This window comes from Burkholderia sp. RF7-non_BP4 (genome assembly GCF_001521935.1).
Lineage (GTDB): Bacteria > Pseudomonadota > Gammaproteobacteria > Burkholderiales > Burkholderiaceae > Burkholderia > Burkholderia diffusa.
This window is the reverse complement of record NZ_LOTA01000010.1, coordinates 127,841-148,119: the sequence shown is the minus strand read 5'-3', so window position 1 is coordinate 148,119 and position 20,279 is coordinate 127,841. Positions and strand designations below refer to the sequence as shown.

The 20,279-nt window shown below is 68.8% G+C and carries 22 protein-coding genes; 11 read left to right on the top strand and 11 right to left on the bottom strand.

Annotated features, from left to right (window positions below):
- Positions 1 to 19: 19 nt before the first annotated feature.
- The 6 genes from WS49_RS04500 to WS49_RS34810 form a co-directional block, all read right to left on the bottom strand.
- Entirely contained in the window at positions 20 to 403 is a 384-nt protein-coding gene (locus WS49_RS04500; protein ID WP_059524851.1) for a CpaD family pilus assembly lipoprotein, read from the bottom strand.
- 14 nt (positions 404 to 417) lie between these two features.
- Positions 418 to 1,800, bottom strand: coding sequence for a type II and III secretion system protein family protein (locus WS49_RS04495; protein WP_059524849.1), 1,383 nt, complete (start codon positions 1,798 to 1,800; stop codon positions 418 to 420).
- 54 nt (positions 1,801 to 1,854) lie between these two features.
- Positions 1,855 to 2,904: a Flp pilus assembly protein CpaB gene (gene cpaB / locus WS49_RS04490; RefSeq protein ID WP_059524847.1), complete on the bottom strand. Its 1,050-nt coding sequence runs from the start codon at positions 2,902 to 2,904 to the stop codon at positions 1,855 to 1,857.
- Between the two features lie 19 nt (positions 2,905 to 2,923).
- Complete coding sequence (locus tag WS49_RS04485) at positions 2,924 to 3,403, bottom strand: A24 family peptidase (protein WP_059524845.1); 480 nt, start codon at positions 3,401 to 3,403, stop codon at positions 2,924 to 2,926.
- Between the two features lie 88 nt (positions 3,404 to 3,491).
- Entirely contained in the window at positions 3,492 to 3,674 is a 183-nt protein-coding gene (locus WS49_RS04480; RefSeq protein ID WP_044843866.1) for a Flp family type IVb pilin, read from the bottom strand.
- A gap of 426 nt (positions 3,675 to 4,100) precedes the next feature.
- Complete coding sequence (locus WS49_RS34810) at positions 4,101 to 4,334, bottom strand: hypothetical protein (protein ID WP_156441342.1); 234 nt, start codon at positions 4,332 to 4,334, stop codon at positions 4,101 to 4,103.
- Between the two features lie 94 nt (positions 4,335 to 4,428).
- Here WS49_RS34810 and WS49_RS04475 point away from each other — a divergent pair, with 94 nt between their 5' ends.
- From WS49_RS04475 to WS49_RS04450, 6 genes are all read left to right on the top strand, one after another.
- Positions 4,429 to 5,511: an ABC transporter substrate-binding protein gene (locus WS49_RS04475; RefSeq protein WP_059524843.1), complete on the top strand. Its 1,083-nt coding sequence runs from the start codon at positions 4,429 to 4,431 to the stop codon at positions 5,509 to 5,511.
- Positions 5,512 to 5,526: 15 nt separating this feature from the next.
- Positions 5,527 to 6,366, top strand: a complete 840-nt coding sequence (locus tag WS49_RS04470; RefSeq protein WP_059524842.1) for an ABC transporter permease — start codon at positions 5,527 to 5,529, stop codon at positions 6,364 to 6,366.
- Positions 6,367 to 6,388: 22 nt separating this feature from the next.
- A complete protein-coding gene (locus WS49_RS04465; RefSeq protein ID WP_059525653.1) occupies positions 6,389 to 7,213 on the top strand; it encodes an ABC transporter permease in 825 nt (274 codons plus the stop codon).
- 35 nt (positions 7,214 to 7,248) lie between these two features.
- Positions 7,249 to 8,112, top strand: coding sequence for an ABC transporter ATP-binding protein (locus tag WS49_RS04460; protein WP_059524840.1), 864 nt, complete (start codon positions 7,249 to 7,251; stop codon positions 8,110 to 8,112).
- Between the two features lie 163 nt (positions 8,113 to 8,275).
- Complete coding sequence (locus tag WS49_RS04455) at positions 8,276 to 9,232, top strand: TauD/TfdA dioxygenase family protein (protein WP_059524839.1); 957 nt, start codon at positions 8,276 to 8,278, stop codon at positions 9,230 to 9,232.
- A gap of 171 nt (positions 9,233 to 9,403) precedes the next feature.
- Entirely contained in the window at positions 9,404 to 10,351 is a 948-nt protein-coding gene (locus tag WS49_RS04450) for a TauD/TfdA dioxygenase family protein (RefSeq protein WP_059524837.1), read from the top strand.
- Positions 10,352 to 10,394: 43 nt separating this feature from the next.
- On the opposite strand, the gene WS49_RS04445 is transcribed toward WS49_RS04450, so the two are convergent.
- Positions 10,395 to 12,056 carry an ABC transporter substrate-binding protein gene (locus WS49_RS04445; protein WP_059524834.1) on the bottom strand — a complete coding sequence of 554 codons (1,662 nt, stop codon included), beginning with the start codon at positions 12,054 to 12,056 and terminating at the stop codon, positions 10,395 to 10,397.
- 359 nt (positions 12,057 to 12,415) lie between these two features.
- On the opposite strand from WS49_RS04445, the gene WS49_RS04440 reads away from it, so the two are divergent.
- Together WS49_RS04440 and WS49_RS04435 are read left to right on the top strand one after the other, a co-directional pair.
- Positions 12,416 to 12,823, top strand: a complete 408-nt coding sequence (locus WS49_RS04440; protein WP_059524833.1) for a DUF427 domain-containing protein — start codon at positions 12,416 to 12,418, stop codon at positions 12,821 to 12,823.
- A gap of 209 nt (positions 12,824 to 13,032) precedes the next feature.
- Positions 13,033 to 14,025, top strand: a complete 993-nt coding sequence (locus WS49_RS04435; protein ID WP_059524830.1) for a sulfonate ABC transporter substrate-binding protein — start codon at positions 13,033 to 13,035, stop codon at positions 14,023 to 14,025.
- A 20-nt stretch (positions 14,026 to 14,045) separates the two neighbouring features.
- Here the strand turns inward: WS49_RS04435 and WS49_RS04430 are convergent, their stop codons facing one another.
- The 4 genes from WS49_RS04430 to WS49_RS04415 all read right to left on the bottom strand — a co-directional run bounded on the left by WS49_RS04430 (position 14,046) and on the right by WS49_RS04415 (position 17,170).
- A complete protein-coding gene (locus tag WS49_RS04430) occupies positions 14,046 to 14,630 on the bottom strand; it encodes a putative glycolipid-binding domain-containing protein (RefSeq protein WP_059524828.1) in 585 nt (194 codons plus the stop codon).
- Positions 14,631 to 14,787: 157 nt separating this feature from the next.
- On the bottom strand, positions 14,788 to 15,945 hold the full coding sequence (locus WS49_RS04425) for an iron-containing alcohol dehydrogenase (protein ID WP_059524826.1): 1,158 nt from the start codon (positions 15,943 to 15,945) through the stop codon (positions 14,788 to 14,790).
- Entirely contained in the window at positions 15,942 to 16,277 is a 336-nt protein-coding gene (locus tag WS49_RS04420; protein WP_059525651.1) for a putative quinol monooxygenase, read from the bottom strand. Before WS49_RS04420 ends, WS49_RS04425 begins: the two co-directional genes overlap by 4 nt.
- A 176-nt stretch (positions 16,278 to 16,453) precedes the next feature.
- Positions 16,454 to 17,170: an SDR family oxidoreductase gene (locus WS49_RS04415; protein ID WP_059524825.1), complete on the bottom strand. Its 717-nt coding sequence runs from the start codon at positions 17,168 to 17,170 to the stop codon at positions 16,454 to 16,456.
- A gap of 133 nt (positions 17,171 to 17,303) precedes the next feature.
- Here WS49_RS04415 and WS49_RS04410 point away from each other — a divergent pair, with 133 nt between their 5' ends.
- The 3 genes from WS49_RS04410 to WS49_RS04400 all read left to right on the top strand — a co-directional run bounded on the left by WS49_RS04410 (position 17,304) and on the right by WS49_RS04400 (position 20,245).
- On the top strand, positions 17,304 to 18,299 hold the full coding sequence (locus WS49_RS04410) for a LysR family transcriptional regulator (RefSeq protein WP_059524823.1): 996 nt from the start codon (positions 17,304 to 17,306) through the stop codon (positions 18,297 to 18,299).
- Between the two features lie 36 nt (positions 18,300 to 18,335).
- Positions 18,336 to 19,724, top strand: a complete 1,389-nt coding sequence (locus tag WS49_RS04405) for a nucleobase:cation symporter-2 family protein (RefSeq protein WP_059524821.1) — start codon at positions 18,336 to 18,338, stop codon at positions 19,722 to 19,724.
- A gap of 98 nt (positions 19,725 to 19,822) precedes the next feature.
- Positions 19,823 to 20,245, top strand: a complete 423-nt coding sequence (locus WS49_RS04400; RefSeq protein ID WP_059524819.1) for an NUDIX hydrolase — start codon at positions 19,823 to 19,825, stop codon at positions 20,243 to 20,245.
- Positions 20,246 to 20,279: the final 34 nt, after the last annotated feature.

Here is a 20,279-nt window from a genome sequence, read left to right as displayed (position 1 = left end):
GCTTCGCATCGGGAGTGGGTCAATGGCCGGGCGAGCCGGTCGTCGTCAACGTCTTGCCGGGTGCGGGCTGCTTCACGCGATCCTCGACGTAGCGACGCACGGCGTCGGCCGCGACTTGCGCGTCCGCGCCGCCATACGGCACGGGCGCGACGAGATCCTCCGGGCGCGCGAGCATCGTCGCGAGATTCGTGTAGGTCGCGCAGCCGAACGGCACGCCGGGCCGCCCGAACCCGGCATCGACGAGATGCGACGGCTGCATCAGCTTCGCGCAGTCGGGCGGCACCGCGTGCACGCCGTCGAAGCCGATCGCGCGCGCATCGGGCAGGTTGATCGGCGGCGGCGCCGACAGGCAACCCGCCAGCGCCGGCGGCAACAGGACGGAGACGATGGTTCGAATTCGCATGCGCGCTCCTCCGGTCAGTACACGAAGCCCGCGGCGCCGACGAGACGCGGCGTGTCGCCCGACAGCATGTCGATCCCGAGATTACGCTGGATCGCGAACTCGAGATCGCTGCTCGGCCGCGCGACGGTGTCGAGCGCCTGCTCGAGCTGGCCGGGGCCGGTCGGCTGCACGATGTACGGCGTCACGATCACGACGACCTCGGTCTTGTTGTCCTGGAAGTTCTTCGACGAAAACAACCGGCCGATGATCGGCAGCCGGCCGAGCCCCGGGATCTGCGACACGGTATCGGCCGTCTGGCTCTGCAGCAGGCCGCCGATCGCGAAGCTCTGCCCGCTCGACAGCTCGACCGTCGTCTCGACGCGCCGCACGGAGAGTCCCGGCACCGTGACGCCGCCGGTCGTCACGCTGTTGCTCGAATCGACCTCGCTCACCTCCGGCCGCACCTTCAGGCTGATCCGGTTGTCGGCGAGCACGGTCGGCGTGAAGTCGAGCGACACGCCGAACGGCTTGAACTCGACCGTGATCGCGCCGGTCGTGGTGCCGGCCTGCGCGACCGGAATCGGAATTTCGCCACCGGCGAGGAAGCTCGCGGTCTGCCCGGACATCGCGGTGAGATTCGGCTCCGCGAGCATCGTGATCAGGCCCTCCTGGTCGAGCGCATCGAGCACGACGTCGATCGACCAGCGCCCCGCGTGGAAACCGCCGAGTATCGAATACGCGCCGGTCGGCGACAGATTGAACAGCTTGGTCGTCGGATCGAACAGCGTGCGTCCGTTGAACAGCCCGCCGACGAAATTGCCGGCCGCGCCGAGCGAGCTCCAGTTGATGCCGAGCTGCTGCGTGACGTTGCGGCTCACCTCGGTCACGCGCACGCGCAGGTTCACCTGGATCGGGCGCGACAGCGTGAGCCGGTTGACGATCTTTTCCTTGTCGTTGAGATACGGCGTGAGCGACTGCATCACGGCGTCCGCGTCGGCTGCGCTCGGCACCTTGCCCGACACCATCAGCGAGCCCGGCGCGCCGGACACCGACAGCTTCAATTGCGGAAAGCGGCTGTCGAGCACCGCCTGCAGCGACACGGTATCGACCTGCACGATCACCGTCCGGCGCAGGATCGGCCGATGGTTCGCGCCGAGCGCGATCAGCGTGGTGGTGCCCGCCTTCTTCCCGAACACGAACACGGTGCGCGGCGACGGCACCTGGATGTCCGCGATGCTCGGGTCCGCGACGAACATCGCGGTCGCGGGTTCGGACAGCGACAGCATCTCGCCCTTGCCGGTCGCGATCGACAACGCCGCGCCGGCGTCCGCCGCCTGCGCGCGCGGCGCGAGCACGACGCCCGGCGCGACGATGCAGGCTAGGCACCAGAAAGCGATCCAACGAACCATGCGCACCATGCGTCTTCCCGTCAAATGCCGGCCGCCGGGCGGCCGGCCCGAATCGTCATGCCGTCACTGCGGCACGGCCGCGCGCGGCGCTTGCGCCGTCGCGTCCGCGGCGACGTTGCCGCCCGCGGGCGCAGCCGGCGCAACCGGCATGCCTGGCGTGCCTGGCGTGCCTGGCATAGCCGGCCACCCGGACGGCAGCGGCGGCAAGCCCGGCGTGCCGATGCCGCTGCCGCGCGACCCGTCGTCGACCGACGAGCCGCGATAAATCACGACCGTATTGCCCTGCACCGCCGGCCGCGTGCCGCCGTCCGTTCTCCCGGACGGCGCCCGCGCCGCGTCACGGGCCGCGCGCGACACGTCGCCGGCCCACACCGGCGGCGTATCGGGCTCCTGTTCGCCGCCGCCCGCCGCCTGGCGGCGATCGCTCGTCGCGAAGCTGCGCAACGCCAGCGACAGCGAGCCGAGGCGCGTCGCGACCAGCACGACCTGGGCGGTGCGCGGCGCGACCTCGAGCGTGACCGTGCGCGCGCGGACCGGCGCGTCCGGCGCGCTCGCGGGTGCCTTCGCACGCTGGAATTCCGAGCCGACCGCGAGCACGCGCGCACGCCGCACGACCGTCTCCGCTTCGAACGTGCCGGGCGTCGTCGCGGACCCGCCGATCTCCTGCGTGAGCACCACGTCGACGAAGTCGCCCGGCTGGATCAGCCCCGCGTTGCCCGACACGTCGTCGACCGGCACCGAGATCGCGCGCATGCCGGGCTGCAGCGCGGCCGCGAGAAAATCCGGCGCGCCGGCCGCAATCACGTTGTCCGCGCGGATCGGCGCACCGGCGTCGACACGATTGCGCAGCAGCGCGCCCTTCAGGTCCGCGCCCGGTTGCGACTCGACGAACGCGCCGGCCGGCACTTGCGTGCGCGGCATGCGCTTCCACGCGAGATCGTTGTCGCGCAGCAGCAGCCCTTCGGGCAGGTCCGCCGCCGCGACGCGCACGCTCACCTCGGCCGCTTCGCCGGGCGCGGAAGGCGTCGACGCGGAGACGTACAGCTGACGCAGGATGAACGCGCCGATCGCGGCAGCGATGATCAGCACGGCCATTCTCAGGGGTTTGGGCATGGCGGCGTGCGTCCCCCGGCTAGGCAAGCGAAACCGCGTGAGGAAACGGCGCCCAGACGGCCAGCATGCCGCCAAGCGCGAGCGCGATGCCGTACGGCACGCCGCGCGGCGCGATCACACGTGCCGGCGCGGTGTGACGCCGCCATGCAACGGCCGCGAGCGCGGCGACGCCGTACAGGGCGCCGCTCGCGGCGACGAGCGTCAGCACCGGGAACGCGAGCGTCGGGCCGGCCCACAGGAACACCGCCGCCGCCAGCTTCACGTCGCCGCCGCCCACCCAGCCCGCGTGACGCAAGCCGGCGAACAGCAGCAGCATCGCCGCGGCGGTCGCCACGTGACCGGTGAGTTGCGCGAGCCCGTCGCGCGCGAGTGCCGCCGCGACGAAATACAGCATCGCGAACGCCAGCACGGCGCGATTGGACAAGCGCCGCTCGCGCAGGTCCTGGGTCGCGAGCGACACCAGCACGAGCGTCGCCGCCGACTGTGCGAGAAAGAGCATCGGAGAGCCGTCCGTCGGCGCGCCCCGGCTGGATACGTCGTACCGCTGCGGATCCGTGTGTCCGCCGACGGCGCGCGGGTTCAGGAGATCAGATCAACGCCGTGACCTTGTTGATCAGCGCGGTGAACACGGCCGGCAAGCCGCCGGACGTGCTGCTGAGAATCACCCCGACCGCCGCCAGCGCGACCACGACGATGCCGGCCAAAACCGCATATTCGAGCGAGCTGACACCACGTTCATCGCGCAGCAAGGTCTTGACGTATTGCAGCATGACAACCTCCGTGTGGCGGGGTCGGTGATCGACCGTTGAATGTAATGACGCGGTGTTGCACGGGGTGGTGCGCACGGCGTTCGCTCATTCGTGACCCATGCGGCGGCCCCGGCATCGGACCGTGCGCATTCCCCGGAATCCATTCGATCGCTGCAACGCGTGGCGTGCGGCGACGGCATTCCCCGCTACATTCGCGCGTTTGTGGCGAGCCGCATTGACACGATGCGGATTACGCCAATTCGTCTAGGGTATAGACAATTTTTTGGGCGAATTCAAATGATTTGGCGTCGGAATGCATTTATGCGCGGAGCGCTTCAGCGATGAAATACGCGCACGTCATTTACCGCTTTTCCAGCGTGGCGCGGCAGGCCTGTCATGGCTCGAAGTAAGAATGTTAATGCCCGGCCGCATCATTGCCGCCGGCGTTCAATTCGATGGTTTTTTATTCAGTTTTTCGATATGCCGCACGCTTCGCATTGACGAATTCAGAACACACTCTCGCGTGCGTTGCCCGGCAATCCTTTCGTGCATGCCAGCGCGATCCGGAAAATATTGCACACCATCGATCGGCTGCGGGATCGGCGCTCCGCGCTCGCGCGATTCGACATTTCCAATTGGCGCCACGCGTGATTTGCCAACCGGAAACGCGGCGATAAGCATAGTTCAAATCGTTGCTTGTCCCGCGCCGGCGGCCTCCTCCAGAATGGTTCGACGCCCTCCGGCCCGATTTCCACTCCTCGCCATCCGACGCGCCATGATCGACCGATTCCCGTCTCCGCTGCGCCTGCTGCGATCGTTGCTGATCGCGTCCCTCGTCGCGTTCCCCGCTGTCGCCGCGCACGCCGACAAGCCCGCCACCATCCGCATCGGCGTCGCCCAGCAGGGCACCGGCGATCCGCCGACCTTCGGCGGGTCGAGCGCGGCCACCGCGCAATTGCAGCAACTGGTCGAAAAGGAGTTCGCGACCGACGGCATCAAGGTGCAGTGGCTGTTCTTCAAGGGCGCCGGCCCGGCCGTCAACGAGGCGATCGCCAACAAGGCGCTCGACTTTGCCTACCAGGGCGACCTGCCGGCGGTGCTCGCACGCTCGAACGGAATCAGGACGCGCCTGCTGCTCGCCGCGAGCGTGCGCTCGGGCGTGAAGATCGCGGTGCCGCCGGACTCCGCGATCCGCTCGATCGCCGACCTGAAGGACCGCCGCGTGTCGATCTTCCGCGGCACGAACCTGCAGCTCGTCGCCGACAATGCGCTCGCGAAGAACGGCCTCGGCGAACGCGACCTGCGCGTGATCAACCTCGATTCGGCGAGTTCGCTTGCCGCGCTCGCGTCGAAGGGCATCGACGCATCGGTCGGCGACTATCAGTTGTACAAACTGCGCGACGCGGGCCTTGCGAAGATCATCTACGAATCGCAGAACGACGGCCCGCAGTTCACGCGTCAGACCCACCTGCTCGTGCTCGACGACTTCGAGCGCGCGCATCCGGACATCGTGCAGCGTGTCGTCGACGCGCTGGTCAAGGGCGCGCAATGGTCATCCGATGAAGCGAACCGCGACGCGTTGTTCAAGCTGTGGGCGAAAAGCGGCGTGCCGTATACATCGTGGCAGGCCGACTTTGCGAACCAGCGCCTGAAGGACCGCCTGTCGCCACTGATCGATCCGTTCCTCGTCGCGCGCTACAAGGCCGTCGCGCAGGACGCGCTGAAGCTGAAACTGATCCGCCAGCCGGTCGACGTCGACGGCTGGTTCGAACCGAAGTATCTCGACAACGCGTTGCGCGCGCAGCACCTCGAGCACTACTGGCCGCGCTACGACGCGTCCGGCAAGCCCCTCTCCTGACCCGGACCGGCCCCGATGAGCGACACCGCGATCCCGATTCCGTCGTCCGACCCGCCTGCGCTCGCGGCGCAGCCCCGCGCGGCAGCCGTGAAGCGCGTGGCGTGGCGGCTCGCGCCGTGGGCGCTGCCCGCACTGCTGTTCGCGCTGTGGACCGTCGGCAGCGCGCGCGGCTGGATCGCGCCGCAGATCCTGCCGCCGCCCGAACAGGTCGCCGACTCGCTCGCGGAACTCGCCGCCAGCGGCGATCTCGCGCGCCATACGCTGATCAGCCTGCAGCGCGTGCTGGTCGGCTTCGCGGCCGGCACGCTGCTCGGATTCGCGACCGGTGCGGCGCTCGGCCTGTCGCGCACGCTGGAAGCCTACGTGCTGCCCGGCTTCAACGCGCTCGTGCAGATTCCCGTGCTCGGCTGGCTGCCGTTCCTGCTGCTGCTCGTCGGCGTCGGCGAGCCGCTGAAGTACCTGCTGATCGCGCATGCGGCACTCGTCCCGGTGACGATGAGCACGCTGCAGGGTTTCCGTCAGACGCCGCCTGCGCTCGATGAAGTCGCGCGCGTGTTCGGCTATACGCGCCGCCAGCGCATCGCCCACGTCGTGCTGCCCGCCGCGATCCCGACGCTCGCGACCGGTGTACGGCTCGCCTTCACGAAATCCTGGCTCGCGCTCGTCGTCGTCGAACTCGTCGCATCGTCCGAAGGGCTCGGCTACCTGATCGTGTACGGGCGCCAGCTGTTCCAGCTCGATCTCGTGATGGCGGCGGTGATCGTCGTCGGCGCGGTCGGCCTCGCAATCAACCGGCTGCTCGACGCGCTCGAAGCACGGCTGCGCCGTGGCGTGCCGTCCGCGTTCCGCGGCTGAACCCGATTCAAGGATGCCGCTCATGCCGCCCGCCGCCACGTCGATACCCGACGCCTCGTCGCCCGCCGTCTCGACCGCCCGGCGCTTTCCCGTGCCCGACTGGCGCGGTTTCGTCCTGCCACTCGGCGCGTTCGCGCTCTGGTGGGCCGTATCGTCCGCGCATCTCGTCAAAAGCGGGCTGCTGGTCGGCCCCACCGACGTGCTGCACACGGCGTGGACCCAGACGACCAGCGGTGCGCTGGCGCGCGCGCTGTCGGCTTCGCTCGCGCGCGAAGCGTGCGGCTTCGCGATCGGCGCGACCGGCGGCCTGCTGCTCGGCGCCGCGCTCGGCCTGTCGCGCATCGCTGCGCGGGTGGTCGGCCCGAGCTTCGACACGTTCAAGCAGATCTCGCTGTTCGCGTGGATTCCGCTGATTTCCGTCTGGTTCGGCCTCGGCGACGCCGCCAAGGTCGTGTTCCTGTCACTCGCCGCGCTTCTGCCGGTCGCCACGCATACGTGCGACGGCATTCATGCGGTGCCGCGCGCGTATGTCGACGTGGCCCGCGCGCTGCGCTATTCGCGGCTTCAGCTGGTGCGTTACGTGCTCCTGCCCGCCGCGCTGCCGTCGATCTTCACCGGGCTGTATCTTGGCCTCATCTACTCGTGGCTCGCGACGCTCGGCGCCGAGTACCTGCTCGTCGCGGGCAGCGGGATCGGCAACACGCTGATCGACGGCAGCGAGCAGTTCCGGATGGACCTCGTGCTGTTCGGAATCATCGTCGTCGGCGTGACCGGCTGGGCGCTGAACGCGATCGCGCGTGCGGTCGAACGCAAGGTGCTGGCCCGGCGCGGCGACCTGCGCCGCTGATCGCCCTCCTTCTACCTGTCGCTTCCTGCTCCGCCATGACGAACCTCGCTTCCGATTCGCTCGATATCCTCCACGTGAGCAAACGCTATGCGCAACGCGGCGCGACGCTTGCCGTGCTCGACGACGTGTCGCTGCACGTGCGTGCCGGCGAATTCGTCACGATCGTCGGCGCGAGCGGCTGCGGCAAGTCGACGTTGCTGCGGCTGATCGCCGGGCTCGACACCGATTACGCGGGCGAAATCCGCGCCGGGGACGAACCGGTGCGCGACACGTCGCTGCAGCGCGGGATCGTGTTCCAGGATCACCGGCTGTTCCCGTGGCTGACGGTCGCGCAGAACGTCGAGGCCGCGCTGCGCAATGCACCGCTCGACGCCGCGAGCAAGCGACGCGCAGTGGCCGAGCACATCGCGCTCGTCGGGCTGAACGGCTTCGAGCATGCGTACCCGAACCAGTTGTCGGGCGGGATGGCGCAGCGCGTCGCGATCGCACGCGGCCTCGTCAACCGGCCGCGCGTGCTGCTGCTCGACGAGCCGTTCGGCGCACTCGATGCACAGACGCGCGCACGCATGCAGAACGAGCTGCTGCGCATCTGGGAGCAGGAACGCATCACGATGGTGCTCGTCACGCACGACGTCGACGAAGCCGTCTATCTCGGCGATCGCGTCGTCACGATGGCGCCGCGCCCCGGGCGCATCGAGCGCATCGTCGACGTCGCGCTGCCGCGGCCGCGCCGACGCGATTCGCCGGAATTCGCGCGGCTGCGCGATACGGTGCTCGCCGATTTCGACGATCGTGCACCGCCGGGTGGCGGCGGTGGCGGCGGTGGCGGTGGCAGCCGGGCAAAGCGCGTCGATGCGCCCGATGCGCACCGGATCGGCGAATGGCGGCTCGCGTGGTGACACGGTCGCGCCGCATGACCCGACACCGTGCCCGAATTGCTCAGCATGACGACACATATCGATCATCGCGGCGCGCGCTAAGGATGTGACGATTCATCGGTTCCGGTTCCGCGCGGTCCCTGCTTGAATGGAGACTCGACCGATCCGATCCAGGAGACTCCCGATGTCCGAAGTCCAGCACGCCGCTCACCCGTCATCGCATGCTTCGCACGCCGCCGCACCGCGCACGGCCGCCGTCCCGCTTCAGGTTCGCCAGGTCGCCGGCCGGATCGGCGCCGAGATCGCCGGGGTCCGGCTGTCGGGCACGCTCGACGACGCGACGTTCGACGCAATCCAGGCCGCGCTGCTGCGCCACAAGGTGCTGTTCTTCCGCAACCAGGGCCATCTCGACGACACGGCTCAGGAAGCCTTCGCGCGCCGCTTCGGCGAGATCGTCGCGCACCCGACCGTGCCGTCCGTCGACGGCAGCGCGCACCTGCTCGAACTCGATTCCGCCCACGGCGCGCGCGCCAATTCGTGGCACACCGACGTGACCTTCGTCGACGCGTATCCGAAGGTGTCGATCCTGCGCGCGGTCGTGATCCCGCCGTTCGGCGGCGACACGGTGTGGGCCAACACGGCCGCCGCGTACACGCATCTGCCCGAATCGCTGCGCGCGCTCGCCGACACGCTGTCGGCAGTGCATACGAACGCTTACGACTACGCGTCGACGCACGTGCATGCCGACGACACGCAACTGAAGCGCTACCGCGAAGTGTTCACGTCGACCGTCTACGAGACCGAACACCCGGTCGTGCGCGTGCATCCGGAGACCGGCGAACGCACGCTCGTGCTCGGGCACTTCGTGCAGAAGATCAAGGGGCTGTCGTCGCAGGATTCCGCGCATCTGCTGCAGGTGCTGCACGAACACGTGACGCGCCTCGAGAACACCGTGCGCTGGAACTGGCAGCAAGGCGACGTCGCGATCTGGGACAACCGCGCGACGCAGCACTATGCGATCAACGATTACGGCGATGCGCACCGCGTCGTGCGGCGCGCGACCGTTCACGGCGACGTGCCGGTCGGCGTCGACGGCCGCCGCAGCGTCGTGCTGAAGGGGCCCGGCGCGACGCTGCAATGACGTTCGCCGCGCGCGGCGGCGACTTCGGCCGCCGCCGTGCCGCCCCCTTTCCGCACTCCCGCATTGCCGACCGGAGGATCCGACCATGACGTTCCCGCCACCGGGCCGACGCTTGCATGCGCAACGATGTCGCCGGCCGTCCACCCCGTTCACTTCCGCCAGGAGCGTCGCATGAGCGCCCTACCCGAACCCGCCGCCCAGCCGGTCGACGTGATCCCGCTGTCCGCCCACATCGGCGCGGAGATTCGCGGCATCGACCTCACCCAGCCGTTGACCACGCCGCAGATCGCCGCGATTCGCGCCGCGCTGCTGAAATGGCGCGTGATCTTCTTCCGTGAGCAGTTCCTCACGCACGAGCAGCATGTCGCGTTCTCCGCGCAGTTCGGCGAGCCGACCGTCGGCCATCCGGTGTTCGGGCACGTCGACGGTCACCCGGCCGTCTATTCGATCGCGAAGCATCGCAAGGCGACGCGTTTCGAAGGCGAGCCGGTGCGCCGGCCATGGACAGGCTGGCACACCGACGTGACGGCCGCGGTCAATCCGCCGTGGGCGTCGATCCTGCGCGGCGTGACGATTCCGCCGTACGGCGGCGACACGCACTGGACCAACCTCGTGCGTGCGTACGAGACGCTGTCGGCGCCGCTGCGCGGCTTCGTCGACGGCTTGCGCGGCATCCACCGCTTCACGCCGCCGGCCGGTGCGCGCGCGACCGGCGCATTCGATGAAGCCGTCGAGCGCCGCCCGCTCGTGACCGAGCATCCGCTGGTGCGCGTGCACCCGGAGACCGGCGAACGTGCGCTGTACGTGAGCCCGAGTTTCCTGAAGTCGATCGTCGGGCTGACGCCGCGCGAAAGCCAGGCGTTGCTCGAACTGCTGTGGGAACACGTGACGCGGCCGGAATTCACGATCCGCTTCAAGTGGGAGCCACGCAGCATCGCGTTCTGGGACAACCGCTCGACCGCGCATCTCGCGCCGGTCGACATCTTCGATCTCGACTTCGATCGCCAGCTCTATCGCACGACGCTCGTCGGCGACGTGCCGGTCGGCCCCGACGGCCGGCCATCCGGCGCGCTCGAAGGCTCGCCGGTCGAAGCAGCGGCCGCGGTCGCACTGAACTGACCGTCGCGTCGACGGCCGGCGCACGCGCGCCGGCCTGCCTTCCTCAATCCAGCGAGACGCCGTCGAACCGGTGCCCGCCGAGCGGCGAGAACGTCACCCCGTGCACGCGCTTCGAGAGCGGCAGCGACACGATCGATGTCGCGATCGGCGTGAACGGCACCTGACTCTTGAATACGACCTGGGCCTGCTCGTAAAGCGACGTGCGTTTCGCGACGTCCGCGTTCGTGCGCGCCGCATCGACGAGCCGCTCAAAATCCGCGTTGCACCATTTCGCGAGGTTGCTGCCGTGCACGGCGTCGCAGCCGAGCAACGTGCCGAGCCAGTTGTCGGGATCGCCGTTGTCGCCCGACCAGCCGTACAGGATCGCGTCGTGCTGCCCGTCGTGTTTCGCGCGACGGTTGTACTCGCCCCACTCGTAGCTGACGATCTTCGCGCGCACGCCGATCCTCGCCCAGTCCTGCTGGATCAGTTGCGCCATCAGCTGCGCGTTCGGGTTGTACGGGCGCTGCACCGGCATCGCCCACAACGTCAGGTCGAAACCGTTCGGGAATCCCGCTTGCGCGAGCAGCGCCTTCGCCGCGGCCGGATCGCGCGGCGCGTCCTTCAGGCGCGGGTTGTACGACCATTGCGCGGGCGGCATCGGGTTCGTCGCGATCGTCGCGTCGCCGTTGAACACGGTCTTGATGATCGCCGCCTTGTCGATCGCGATGTCGAGCGCGCGCCGCACGTCGACGCGATCGAGCGGCGGATGCTGCGTGTTGTACGCGACGAAGCCGACGTTGAAGCCCGTCCCCGAAAACAGCGTCAGCTTCGGATCGCGCCGCACCGTCTCGAGATCGGCCGGTCGCGGAAACACCGACACCTGGCACTCGCCCGCCGTGAGCTTCTGCAGGCGCACGGCCGGATCGGGCGTGATCGCGAACACGAGATGCGCGAGCTTCACGTCGTCCGGCTTCCAGTAGTCGGGGTTCGCGTCGTAACGGATCGTCGCGTCCTTCTGGTACGCGCGCAGCTGGAACGGTCCCGTGCCGACCGGGAACTGGTTGATGTCGGCCTCGCGATGGCTCGCCGTCAACTGCGCCGCGTATTCGGCCGACAGGATCGACGCGAACGCCATCGCGAGATTGCGCACGAACACGACGTCGGGCGACTTCAGCACGAAGCGCACCGTGTCGTCGTCGACTTTCTCGATGCGCTCGATGTTGCGGTCGAATCCGAGATCGCTGAAGTACGGGAAGCTGACCGGATAGGCCTTGCGGAACGGATCGTCGGGGTCGAGCATCCGGCGGAACGTGAACACGACGTCGTCCGCCTGGAACGGCCGCGTCGGCTTGAACCACGCGGTCGTCTGGAACTTCACGCCGCGCCGCAGGTGAAACGTGTAGACGCGCTGGTCGGACGACACGTCCCAGCTCGTCGCGAGCGACGGCGCGAGATCGAGCGTGCCGCGTTTGAACTGCACGAGCCCGTTGTAGATCGTGTACGTGCTCGCGTCGAAATCGGTGCTGGTCGTGTGCTGGCCGGGGTCGAAACCGGCCGGGCTGCCTTCGCTGCAGAACACGAGCGTCTTGCCGGCCGGCGCCGCGAACGCGTGCGCGACCGCGCCGGCGAGCAGCAGCGACGCGGCCATGCCGCGCAGCGCCGCAACGGTAACGGATGCGGGCCGCGCGCGATGCGCCGAGAACGAAACGAATGGAATCTTCATGGTGGCGGTCGAGAAAGGACTTCATGCGAATGACGACCGCCGATCTTCGCGCGCCGCCCGCCGATCGCTTACCAATTAATTCCGCGTTGCTTATCGCGGCGGATGCATCGCGCTGCCGCTGCATGAAAATCTCCGCGCGAGCGTCGGGCATGCAGGAGAATTCCGGCTGCCACGCGCCGCCGCTTCGCGCCATGCAGCGACGCCATTCGCGGCTCGCCTTCCGGCCCCCTGCAGAGTCTCCGGAATTGGCGCATCGTATCGGTTGGTCAACGCCGGCACCGGCGCGCGCGCATTCGCCCGCGCGCACGTTGCGGCGCGGCGCGCCTGCCGGCGCGCTGCCCCTTCCTGGAGGACCCACGATGTCGATCAGCCCCGATACGCCCTCTCGTCCCGTGAAGTCGCCGGGCCCCGATCATCCGATCACGATCGAACCGCATCCGTCCCGCGTGGTGGTCAAGGTGGCCGGCAAGGTCGTCGCCGATACGCGCCACGCGCTGGCGCTGCGCGAGGCCAGCTATCCGGCCGTGCTGTACGTTCCGCGCGAGGACGCCGACATGGCGCTGCTGCAACGCACCGACCATGCGACGTACTGCCCGTACAAGGGCGATTGCGCGTATTACTCGATTCCCGCCGGCGGCGAACGCGCGACCAACGCGGTGTGGACGTACGAGCATCCGAACCCGGCCGTCGAATCGATTCGCGCGCACCTCGCGTTTTACCCGGATCGCGTCGACTCGATCGAGGAAAGCCCGCTCGGCACCGATTGAGTGAGGCGGCGCCAGCCGGCCCGTCGTTCACGTATCGTCCGGCCGCTGATTTGCATATGCGGATTCATTGGTTGGCCGCCGATTCGCGCGGCCGTATCGTCGTGCATCCGGCGCGGGCCGGCCGCGCGCAGCTTGCGCATCCGGCTGCGTCCCGTGCCGATCGCGCCGCAAGCGCGCGCGACCCGTGAACCCGCCCGCAGGACGCCTCGATGAACGACGAATCACACGCAGACCTTGAAACGACCCCGGCAAATCCGCGCCGCCGCCAGTGGCTGCACGGCGCGGCCGCCGGACTGGCCGGGCTCGCGCTCGGCCCGCTCGCGGGCATGCCCGCACTGGCGCAGGGCAGCGAGAAGCGGCTGCGCGTCGGCTTCCAGAAATACGGCAACTTCGTCGTGCTCAAGGCGCGCGGCACGCTCGAGAAGCGGCTCGCGAGCCAGGGCGTGACGGTCCAGTGGCTCGAGTTTCCGGCCGGCCCGCAATTGCTCGAGGGGCTGAACGCGGGCGCGATCGACGTCGGCACGGTCGGCGAGACGCCGCCGATCTTCGCGCAGGCCGCGGGCGTCGATTTCGTCTATCTCGGCAACGAACCGCCCGCGCCGCACGGGGAGGCGATCGTCGTGCTGCCCGATTCCCCGATCCGCACCGTCGCGCAGTTGCGCGGCAAGAAGGTCGCGTTCAACAAGGGTTCGAACGTCCACTATCTGCTCGTGAAGGCGCTGGAACATGCGGGCCTCACGTATGCCGACATCCAGCCGATCTATTTGACGCCCGCCGACGCGCGCGCCGCATTCGTGCAGCGCAGCGTCGACGCGTGGGTGATCTGGGATCCGTATCTGGCGGCCGCCGAACGGCAGCTCGGCGCACGCGTGATCGCGGACGGCGACGGGCTCGTGCGCAACACGCAGTACTACCTCGCCGCGCGCAAATATGCCGCCGCGCAGCCGCAGGTGCTGCGCACGCTGCTCGACGAAGTCGACGCGGTCGATCGCTGGGGACGCGACCACGTTCCGGAAGTCGCCGCGCAACTGTCGCCGCTCGTCGGCCTCGACGCGCCGACGCTCGAAGTCGCGCTCAAGCGCGCCGGCTACGGCGTGCAGCCCGTCACCGATGCGACGCTCGCGTATCAGCAGAGCATCGCCGACGCGTTCAGCGCGCTGAAGCTGATTCCCGGCAAGGTGACGGTCGCCAACGCGCGCTGACGCGCCGTCGCTGCGCCGCGTTACGGCGAACGCGTCGCGCCGATGCGCCGCCACTCGTCGTAATCGGTGACGAGGCCCGCATCGTCGACCGCGATATCGGCCGCATACGTGCCGCTCTCGTAGCGGTAAACGTGCTCCGCCGTGCGCGCATAGCGCTGCTCGCCGCGCACGATCTCGAACGCCGGAAAACGCAGCCAGGCCGTGTGAATGACGGCCGACGCGCCGACCGCCAGCCCGAGACGCCGGATCGGCAGCGTATTGGTCGACGGACTGAAGCCGAGATCGATGTCGGTCGCGCCCGCGAGGGCCGGCGCGTCGACGCCGTCGATCGTCCAGCGCCCTGCGTCGCGTTCGATTGCGAGCCGCCGTGGCGGCGCTGCGCCGAGCCAGTACGTCACGTGCGCCGATCGCGTCAGCCAGTCGGCCCCGCACGCGATCGCATAGTCGACGCGAAACGGCGTGCCGTCGATCGCGCCCGCGACCGCGCCCGACAGGTCGATGCCTGCATGCGTCTCGACGAGCCGGCACCATTCGGCCGCCTGCCAGGTTTGCGTGTTCTGCCACGCGACGCATCGCGTGCGCGCTGCTTCGTCCCGTTGCGTCATGTCGTCTCCTGTCGGTTGCATGAGCCTTTTATCCAGACAGTGACGGCGACGCGCCACTGACGCCCGATGTTCGACACGATCCTGGCCGGCGGCGGCATCGGTGTCGTGCAGGCACCGGCCTGCGGCAATGCGCTCGCGCACGGCAAGCGCGCCGCGATCACCACGCCTGCCGATAGATCGCCAGCGCGTCGGCTTCCGTGACTTCGCGCGGATTGTTCACGAGCAGGCGCGTCTGCAGCATCGCGTCCGACGCCATCCTCGGCAAGTCGCCCTCGCCGACGCCGACCTCGCGCAGCGTGCGCGGAATGCCCGTCGCGACGATCAGGCGATCGATCTCGTCGATCAACGCCTGCGTTCTCGCTTCGTCGCTACCCGTCGCCGACGGCGCGACGATCGCCGCGAGTTCCGCATACAGCGGCGCGGCAGCCGGCGCGTTGAAGCGCAGCACATGCGGCAGCACGAGCGCGTTCGACAGCCCGTGCGGCACGTGGAAAATGCCGCCGACCGGATAGGCCAGCGCATGCACGGCCGCGACCGGCGCGTTCGCGAATGCCTGGCCGGCGAACATCGCGCCGACCAGCATCGCTTCGCGCGCGTGGCGATCGCCGCCGTCGTCGCATGCCTTCAGCAGGTTGCGCGACAGCAGCGTCAGTGCCTGCACGGCCAGCATGTCGGACACCGGATTCTTGAGCCGCGACGACGTATACGCCTCGATCGCATGCACCATCGCGTCGATGCCGGTCGCGGCCGTGGCCGCGCGCGGCAGCCCGAGTGTCAGCTCGGCGTCGAGGATCGCGACGTCCGCGAACAGGTGCGGCGACACGACGCCCATCTTGCGCGCCTCGCCGACCGTGACGATCGACACGGCCGTCACTTCGGAGCCGGTGCCGGCCGTCGTCGGCATCTGCACGAGTGGCAGCCGCGACGTTGCAACCTTGTCGACGCCGTACATGTCGGCCAGCGCCTGCCGCCCCGGCGCGAGCACCGCGATCAGCTTCGCGACGTCCATCGACGAACCGCCGCCGAGGCCGAGCACGATTTCCGCATCGGCCGCCACCGCCCGCGCGGTCGCTTCGAGCACGACGTGCTCGGGCGGATCGGCGATCACGTCGTCGATCACGGTCACCTGCCAGCCGTGCGCGGCGAGGCTCTGCAGCGCGGGCGCGAGCACGCCGCTGCGATGCAGGAACGCATCGGTGACGACGCACAGCCGCGCGAGCGCCGGAAAGCGTTCGCGCAACAGCGCGCCGAGCCGGCGAGCAGCGCCGAATTCGACGATCTGCGTCGGAACGGTACGGAATTGAAACGGGTTCATCGGATGCCTCCCGGTGGCGTCGCCGTGCCGGTGTCCGGCTGCACCACGAAGCGCGTCACGTCGCGGCGATCGAGCAACGGAAAGATCGCACCGACACCGATCCGCTGGAAATGCGGCGTTTCCCGATGCACGTCGAGGCCGTCGGCCTCGCGATAGCGCTCGAGGATCACGATGTGGTCGGGATCGACCGGCGACCGGAAGTATTCATAGTCGAGGTTTTTCGGCTCGGTGCGCGTGGCCGGCGCGAGTTCGGCCAGCAGTTCGATCACACGGTCGCCGTTGCCGGGTTTCGCGAAGAAATGCGCGATGACCTGCAGGTAAGGTTCGTTCATGCTGCGCTCCGTATTCGCCAGCGGCCCGTCATGACGGGCCGTCATTCCACCATGCGCGATTGCGCGCCGAAAGTGGCGGTCGGCGGCCCGACGCGGCGCCGACGCCCCGACGTCGCATTGTATTGAATCGGCGCCGCGTGCGCAGCGCATCGTCACGCGCGCCGCTGCACCGGCCGCTACCACGGCACGGTGCGCCCCTGGTAATCGAGGTATTCGAGCCCCGCGCGCCGTTGCTTCCCGATCAACACGTTCACGAGGCTCGGCACGCTTTCGTCGATCGTCAATCGCGCATCGGGCCCGCCGAGTTCCGTGCGGACCCAGCCCGGCGCCATCAGCACCATCGCGCGCGGCGTGCCGGCCTGGCGCGCCGCGAAACTGCGCATGAACTGGTTCAGCGCGGCCTTGCTGCCCCGGTAGACCTCGCGCATGCCGCTCACGTTGTTCGCGACGCTTCCCTGCCCCGACGACATCGCGCCGATCAGGCCATCCGGGGTCACGAGATCCTGCAGCGTGTCGATCACGCGCATCGGCGCCAGCGCATTCGTGATCATCACGCGCACGAATTCGTCGGTCGTGACGTCGCCGATCGTTTCGTTCGGGTCGTTGGTCGTGCCGGCGTTCACGAACAGCATGTCGAAGCGCCGGCCCGACAAGCGCGCACGCAGCGCGGCCAGTTGTTCCGGCGCGCAGATGTCGAGCGTCTCGATCTCGAGCCGTCCGTCGAAGCGTTCGGCGAGCGCGTGCAGCTGCGTGCGCGCCGATGCCGTGCGCACGGTTCCGGTGACGTGCCAGCCCTTGTCCAGGAATTGTTCCGCCATCGCGAGCCCGAGGCCGCGCGAGGCCGCGACGAGCAGGATCGAAGGTGTCCTGGGGGGCGATACGGTCGATTGCATGGATTTCACCTTTGCCGGAGTTCGTCATCCGGCCACTATAGGCGCACCCCATCGCATGCACCAGACGCACCGGACTCAATCGATAGTTGCATCGAACGCCCTATCACATCGTGCGATGTCGTATGCTGTCCGGATGGAAGACATCGACCTGAATCTCGTCGCCGCGCTCGACGTGCTGCTGACCGAAGGGAGCGTGACCGGCGCCGCGCGCCGGCTCGGACTGAGCACTTCCGCAATGAGCCGCACGCTCACGCGGCTGCGCACCGCCACGGGCGATCCACTGCTCGTGCGTGCCGGACGCCGGCTCGTGCCGACGCCGCACGCATCGGCATTGCGCGATCGCGTGCACGCCATCGCGAGCGATGCGCGTGCCGTGCTTCGTCCGGCCTCGGCCGACGTCGACATGGCCACGCTGTCGTCCACGTTCACCATCCGGGCGGCCGCGTCGTTCATGGACATGCTCGCCGGCCCGGTGGTCGCCGCGATCGGCGACATCGCACCCGGCGTGCGCGTGCGTTTCGTCGCCAGGCTCGACCGCGATCCGAGGCCGCTGCGCGACGGCACGGTCGACCTGGAAATCGGCAAGCGCGGCGACGACGCGCCCGAGCTGCACACACGCGAGCTCTTTCACGACGGACACGTCGCGGTGGCACGCGCCGGGCATCCGCTGTTCGCGGCGGCCAGGATCACGCCTGCGCGCTACGCGGCCTGCCGCCACGTGATCGCATCGCAGCTCGGCGACTTCGGCGGGCCGGCGAACGATCCGGCAGACACGCTCGCGCCCGCTCATATCGTGCAGGTCGTGGTGCCCGGCTACCCCGATGCGATGCGCGTCGCGGCCGGCACCGACCTGATTGCGCTCGTGCCGCGCTCGAGCCTCGGCAACGCATTCACGCCGGGGCTCGTGGACGCGCTCGGGCTGCGCAGCTTCGCGATACCGGTCCGGCTGCCCGAGATCCTGATCTCCGCGCTCTGGCATCCGCGGATGCAGCGCGACCCCGTGCATCGCCGTCTGCGCGAGGCCGTCATCGACGTGTGCAAACGCGCGTATCCGGCGGCCCGCGCGCCCCGCGCACCGAAGCGCGGCCAACGCAACGCGCCCGACGGCGCCGGCGAGCCCTTCGGCTAAAATGCCGCACTTTCCATCCTGTCCGGCCCGCTCGCCATGCAACCCGCCTCCCACGCCCGATCCGCCTCCCACGGCGCCGACGACGCAGATTCGTCGCGCGACCTCGTCTATGGCCCCAATGACCGGCCCGCGCCGATGGTCGCCTTCGTCGCGGCGCTCCAGCACCTGCTGGCGATCATCGTGCCGATCGTCACGCCCGGCCTGCTGATCTGCCAGGCGCTCGGCGTATCGAGCCGCGATACGACCCTCATCGTGTCGATGTCGCTGGTGATTTCCGGTATCGCGACCTTCGTGCAGTGCAAGCGCTTCGGTCCGCTCGGCGCCGGCCTCCTGATCGTGCAGGGCACCAGCTTCAACTTCGTCGGGCCGCTGATCGCCGGCGGCAGCGTGATGGTCAAGCAGGGCACGCCGGTCGAGACCGTGATGGCCGCGATCTTCGGTGTCGTGATCGCCGGTTCGTTCGTCGAGATGGGCGTGTCGCGCATCCTGCCGTTCGTGAAGCGCCTGATCACGCCGCTCGTCACCGGCATCGTCGTGTTGCTGATCGGCCTTACGCTGATCAAGGTCGGGCTCATCAGCATGGGCGGCGGCTACGGCGCGATGGCCAACGGCACGTTCGCGAGCGCCCAGAACCTGACGCTGTCGTGCCTCGTGCTCGGCACGATCATCCTGCTGAACCGCGTGCCGATCGTGTGGGTGCGCAGCACCGCGCTCGTGATCGCGCTCGCGATCGGCTATGCCGCGGCCGCGGTGCTCGGCCGCCTCGACTTCACGGGTGTGCATCAGGCCGCGCTGTTCCAGGTCCCGACGCCGCTGCACTTCGGCATCGGTTTCTCGTGGTCGCTGTTCGTGCCGATGCTGATCATCTACCTCGTCACGTCGCTCGAGGCGATCGGCGACGTCACCGCCACCAGCAAGATCTCCAAGGAGCCGGTCGAGGGGCCGGTGTGGATGCAGCGGATCAAGGGCGGCGTGCTCGTGAACGGCGCGAACTCGCTGCTGGCCGGCGTGTTCAACACGTTCCCGAGCTCCGTGTTCGCGCAGAACAACGGCGTGATCCAGATTACCGGCGTCGCGAGCCGCTACGTCGGCATCTGGATCGCGGGCATGCTCGTGGTGCTCGGCCTGTTCCCGGTCGTCGCGGGCGCGCTGCAGGCCGTGCCGGAGCCCGTGCTCGGCGGTGCGGCGATGGTGATGTTCGGCGCGGTGGCCGCATCGGGCATCAACATCCTGTCCGGCATCCAGCTCGATCGCCGCGCGCTGCTGATCATCGCGGTGTCGCTCGCGCTCGGCCTCGGCGTGTCGCAAGTGCCGGACATCCTGAACAGCCTGCCGCATGCGTTGAAGAACGTGCTGGAATCGGGCGTCGCGACGGGCGGCATCTGCGCGCTCGTGATGAACTGGTTCTTGCCGGAACGGAAGTAACGCTACGGATTCCGTGACGACGCGGCCCGACCGACGGGCCGCGTCGCGCTCGGCGGCTCCGGCTTGGCCGGGCGCCCGAGTCTCGCTAGAATCGGGGCATGTCTCAAGCCCCCGTCTCCACCAATGCGCCGGAAGCCAGTGCGGTCCTCGTCAAGGAACGCGCGACCGTCGTCTGCTACCGCGAACGACAGGTCTTGCTCGTTGCGCGCGTTTCGTCGCGCTGGGCGCTGCCCGGCGGCACGATCAAGCGCAGCGAAACGCCACTCGAGGCCGCACATCGGGAACTGCTGGAAGAAACCGGCATCGTCGGCCAGAACCTCGTCTACTCGATGCAGTTCACCGGGCTCGCGAAGGTGCACCACGTGTTCTTCGCGGAAGTCGGCCCGGAGCACAACGCCCAGGCGAGCAACGAGATCGAGAAGTGCAAGTGGTTTCGCATCGACAACGTCGATGCGCTGCGCGCGAGCATCCCGACGAAGCGCATCGTCGAGCTCGTCTACCGGCACGAAATCCTCAAGTAAGTAGACACCCCACCCCCGCCGGCTCGCACGAGCC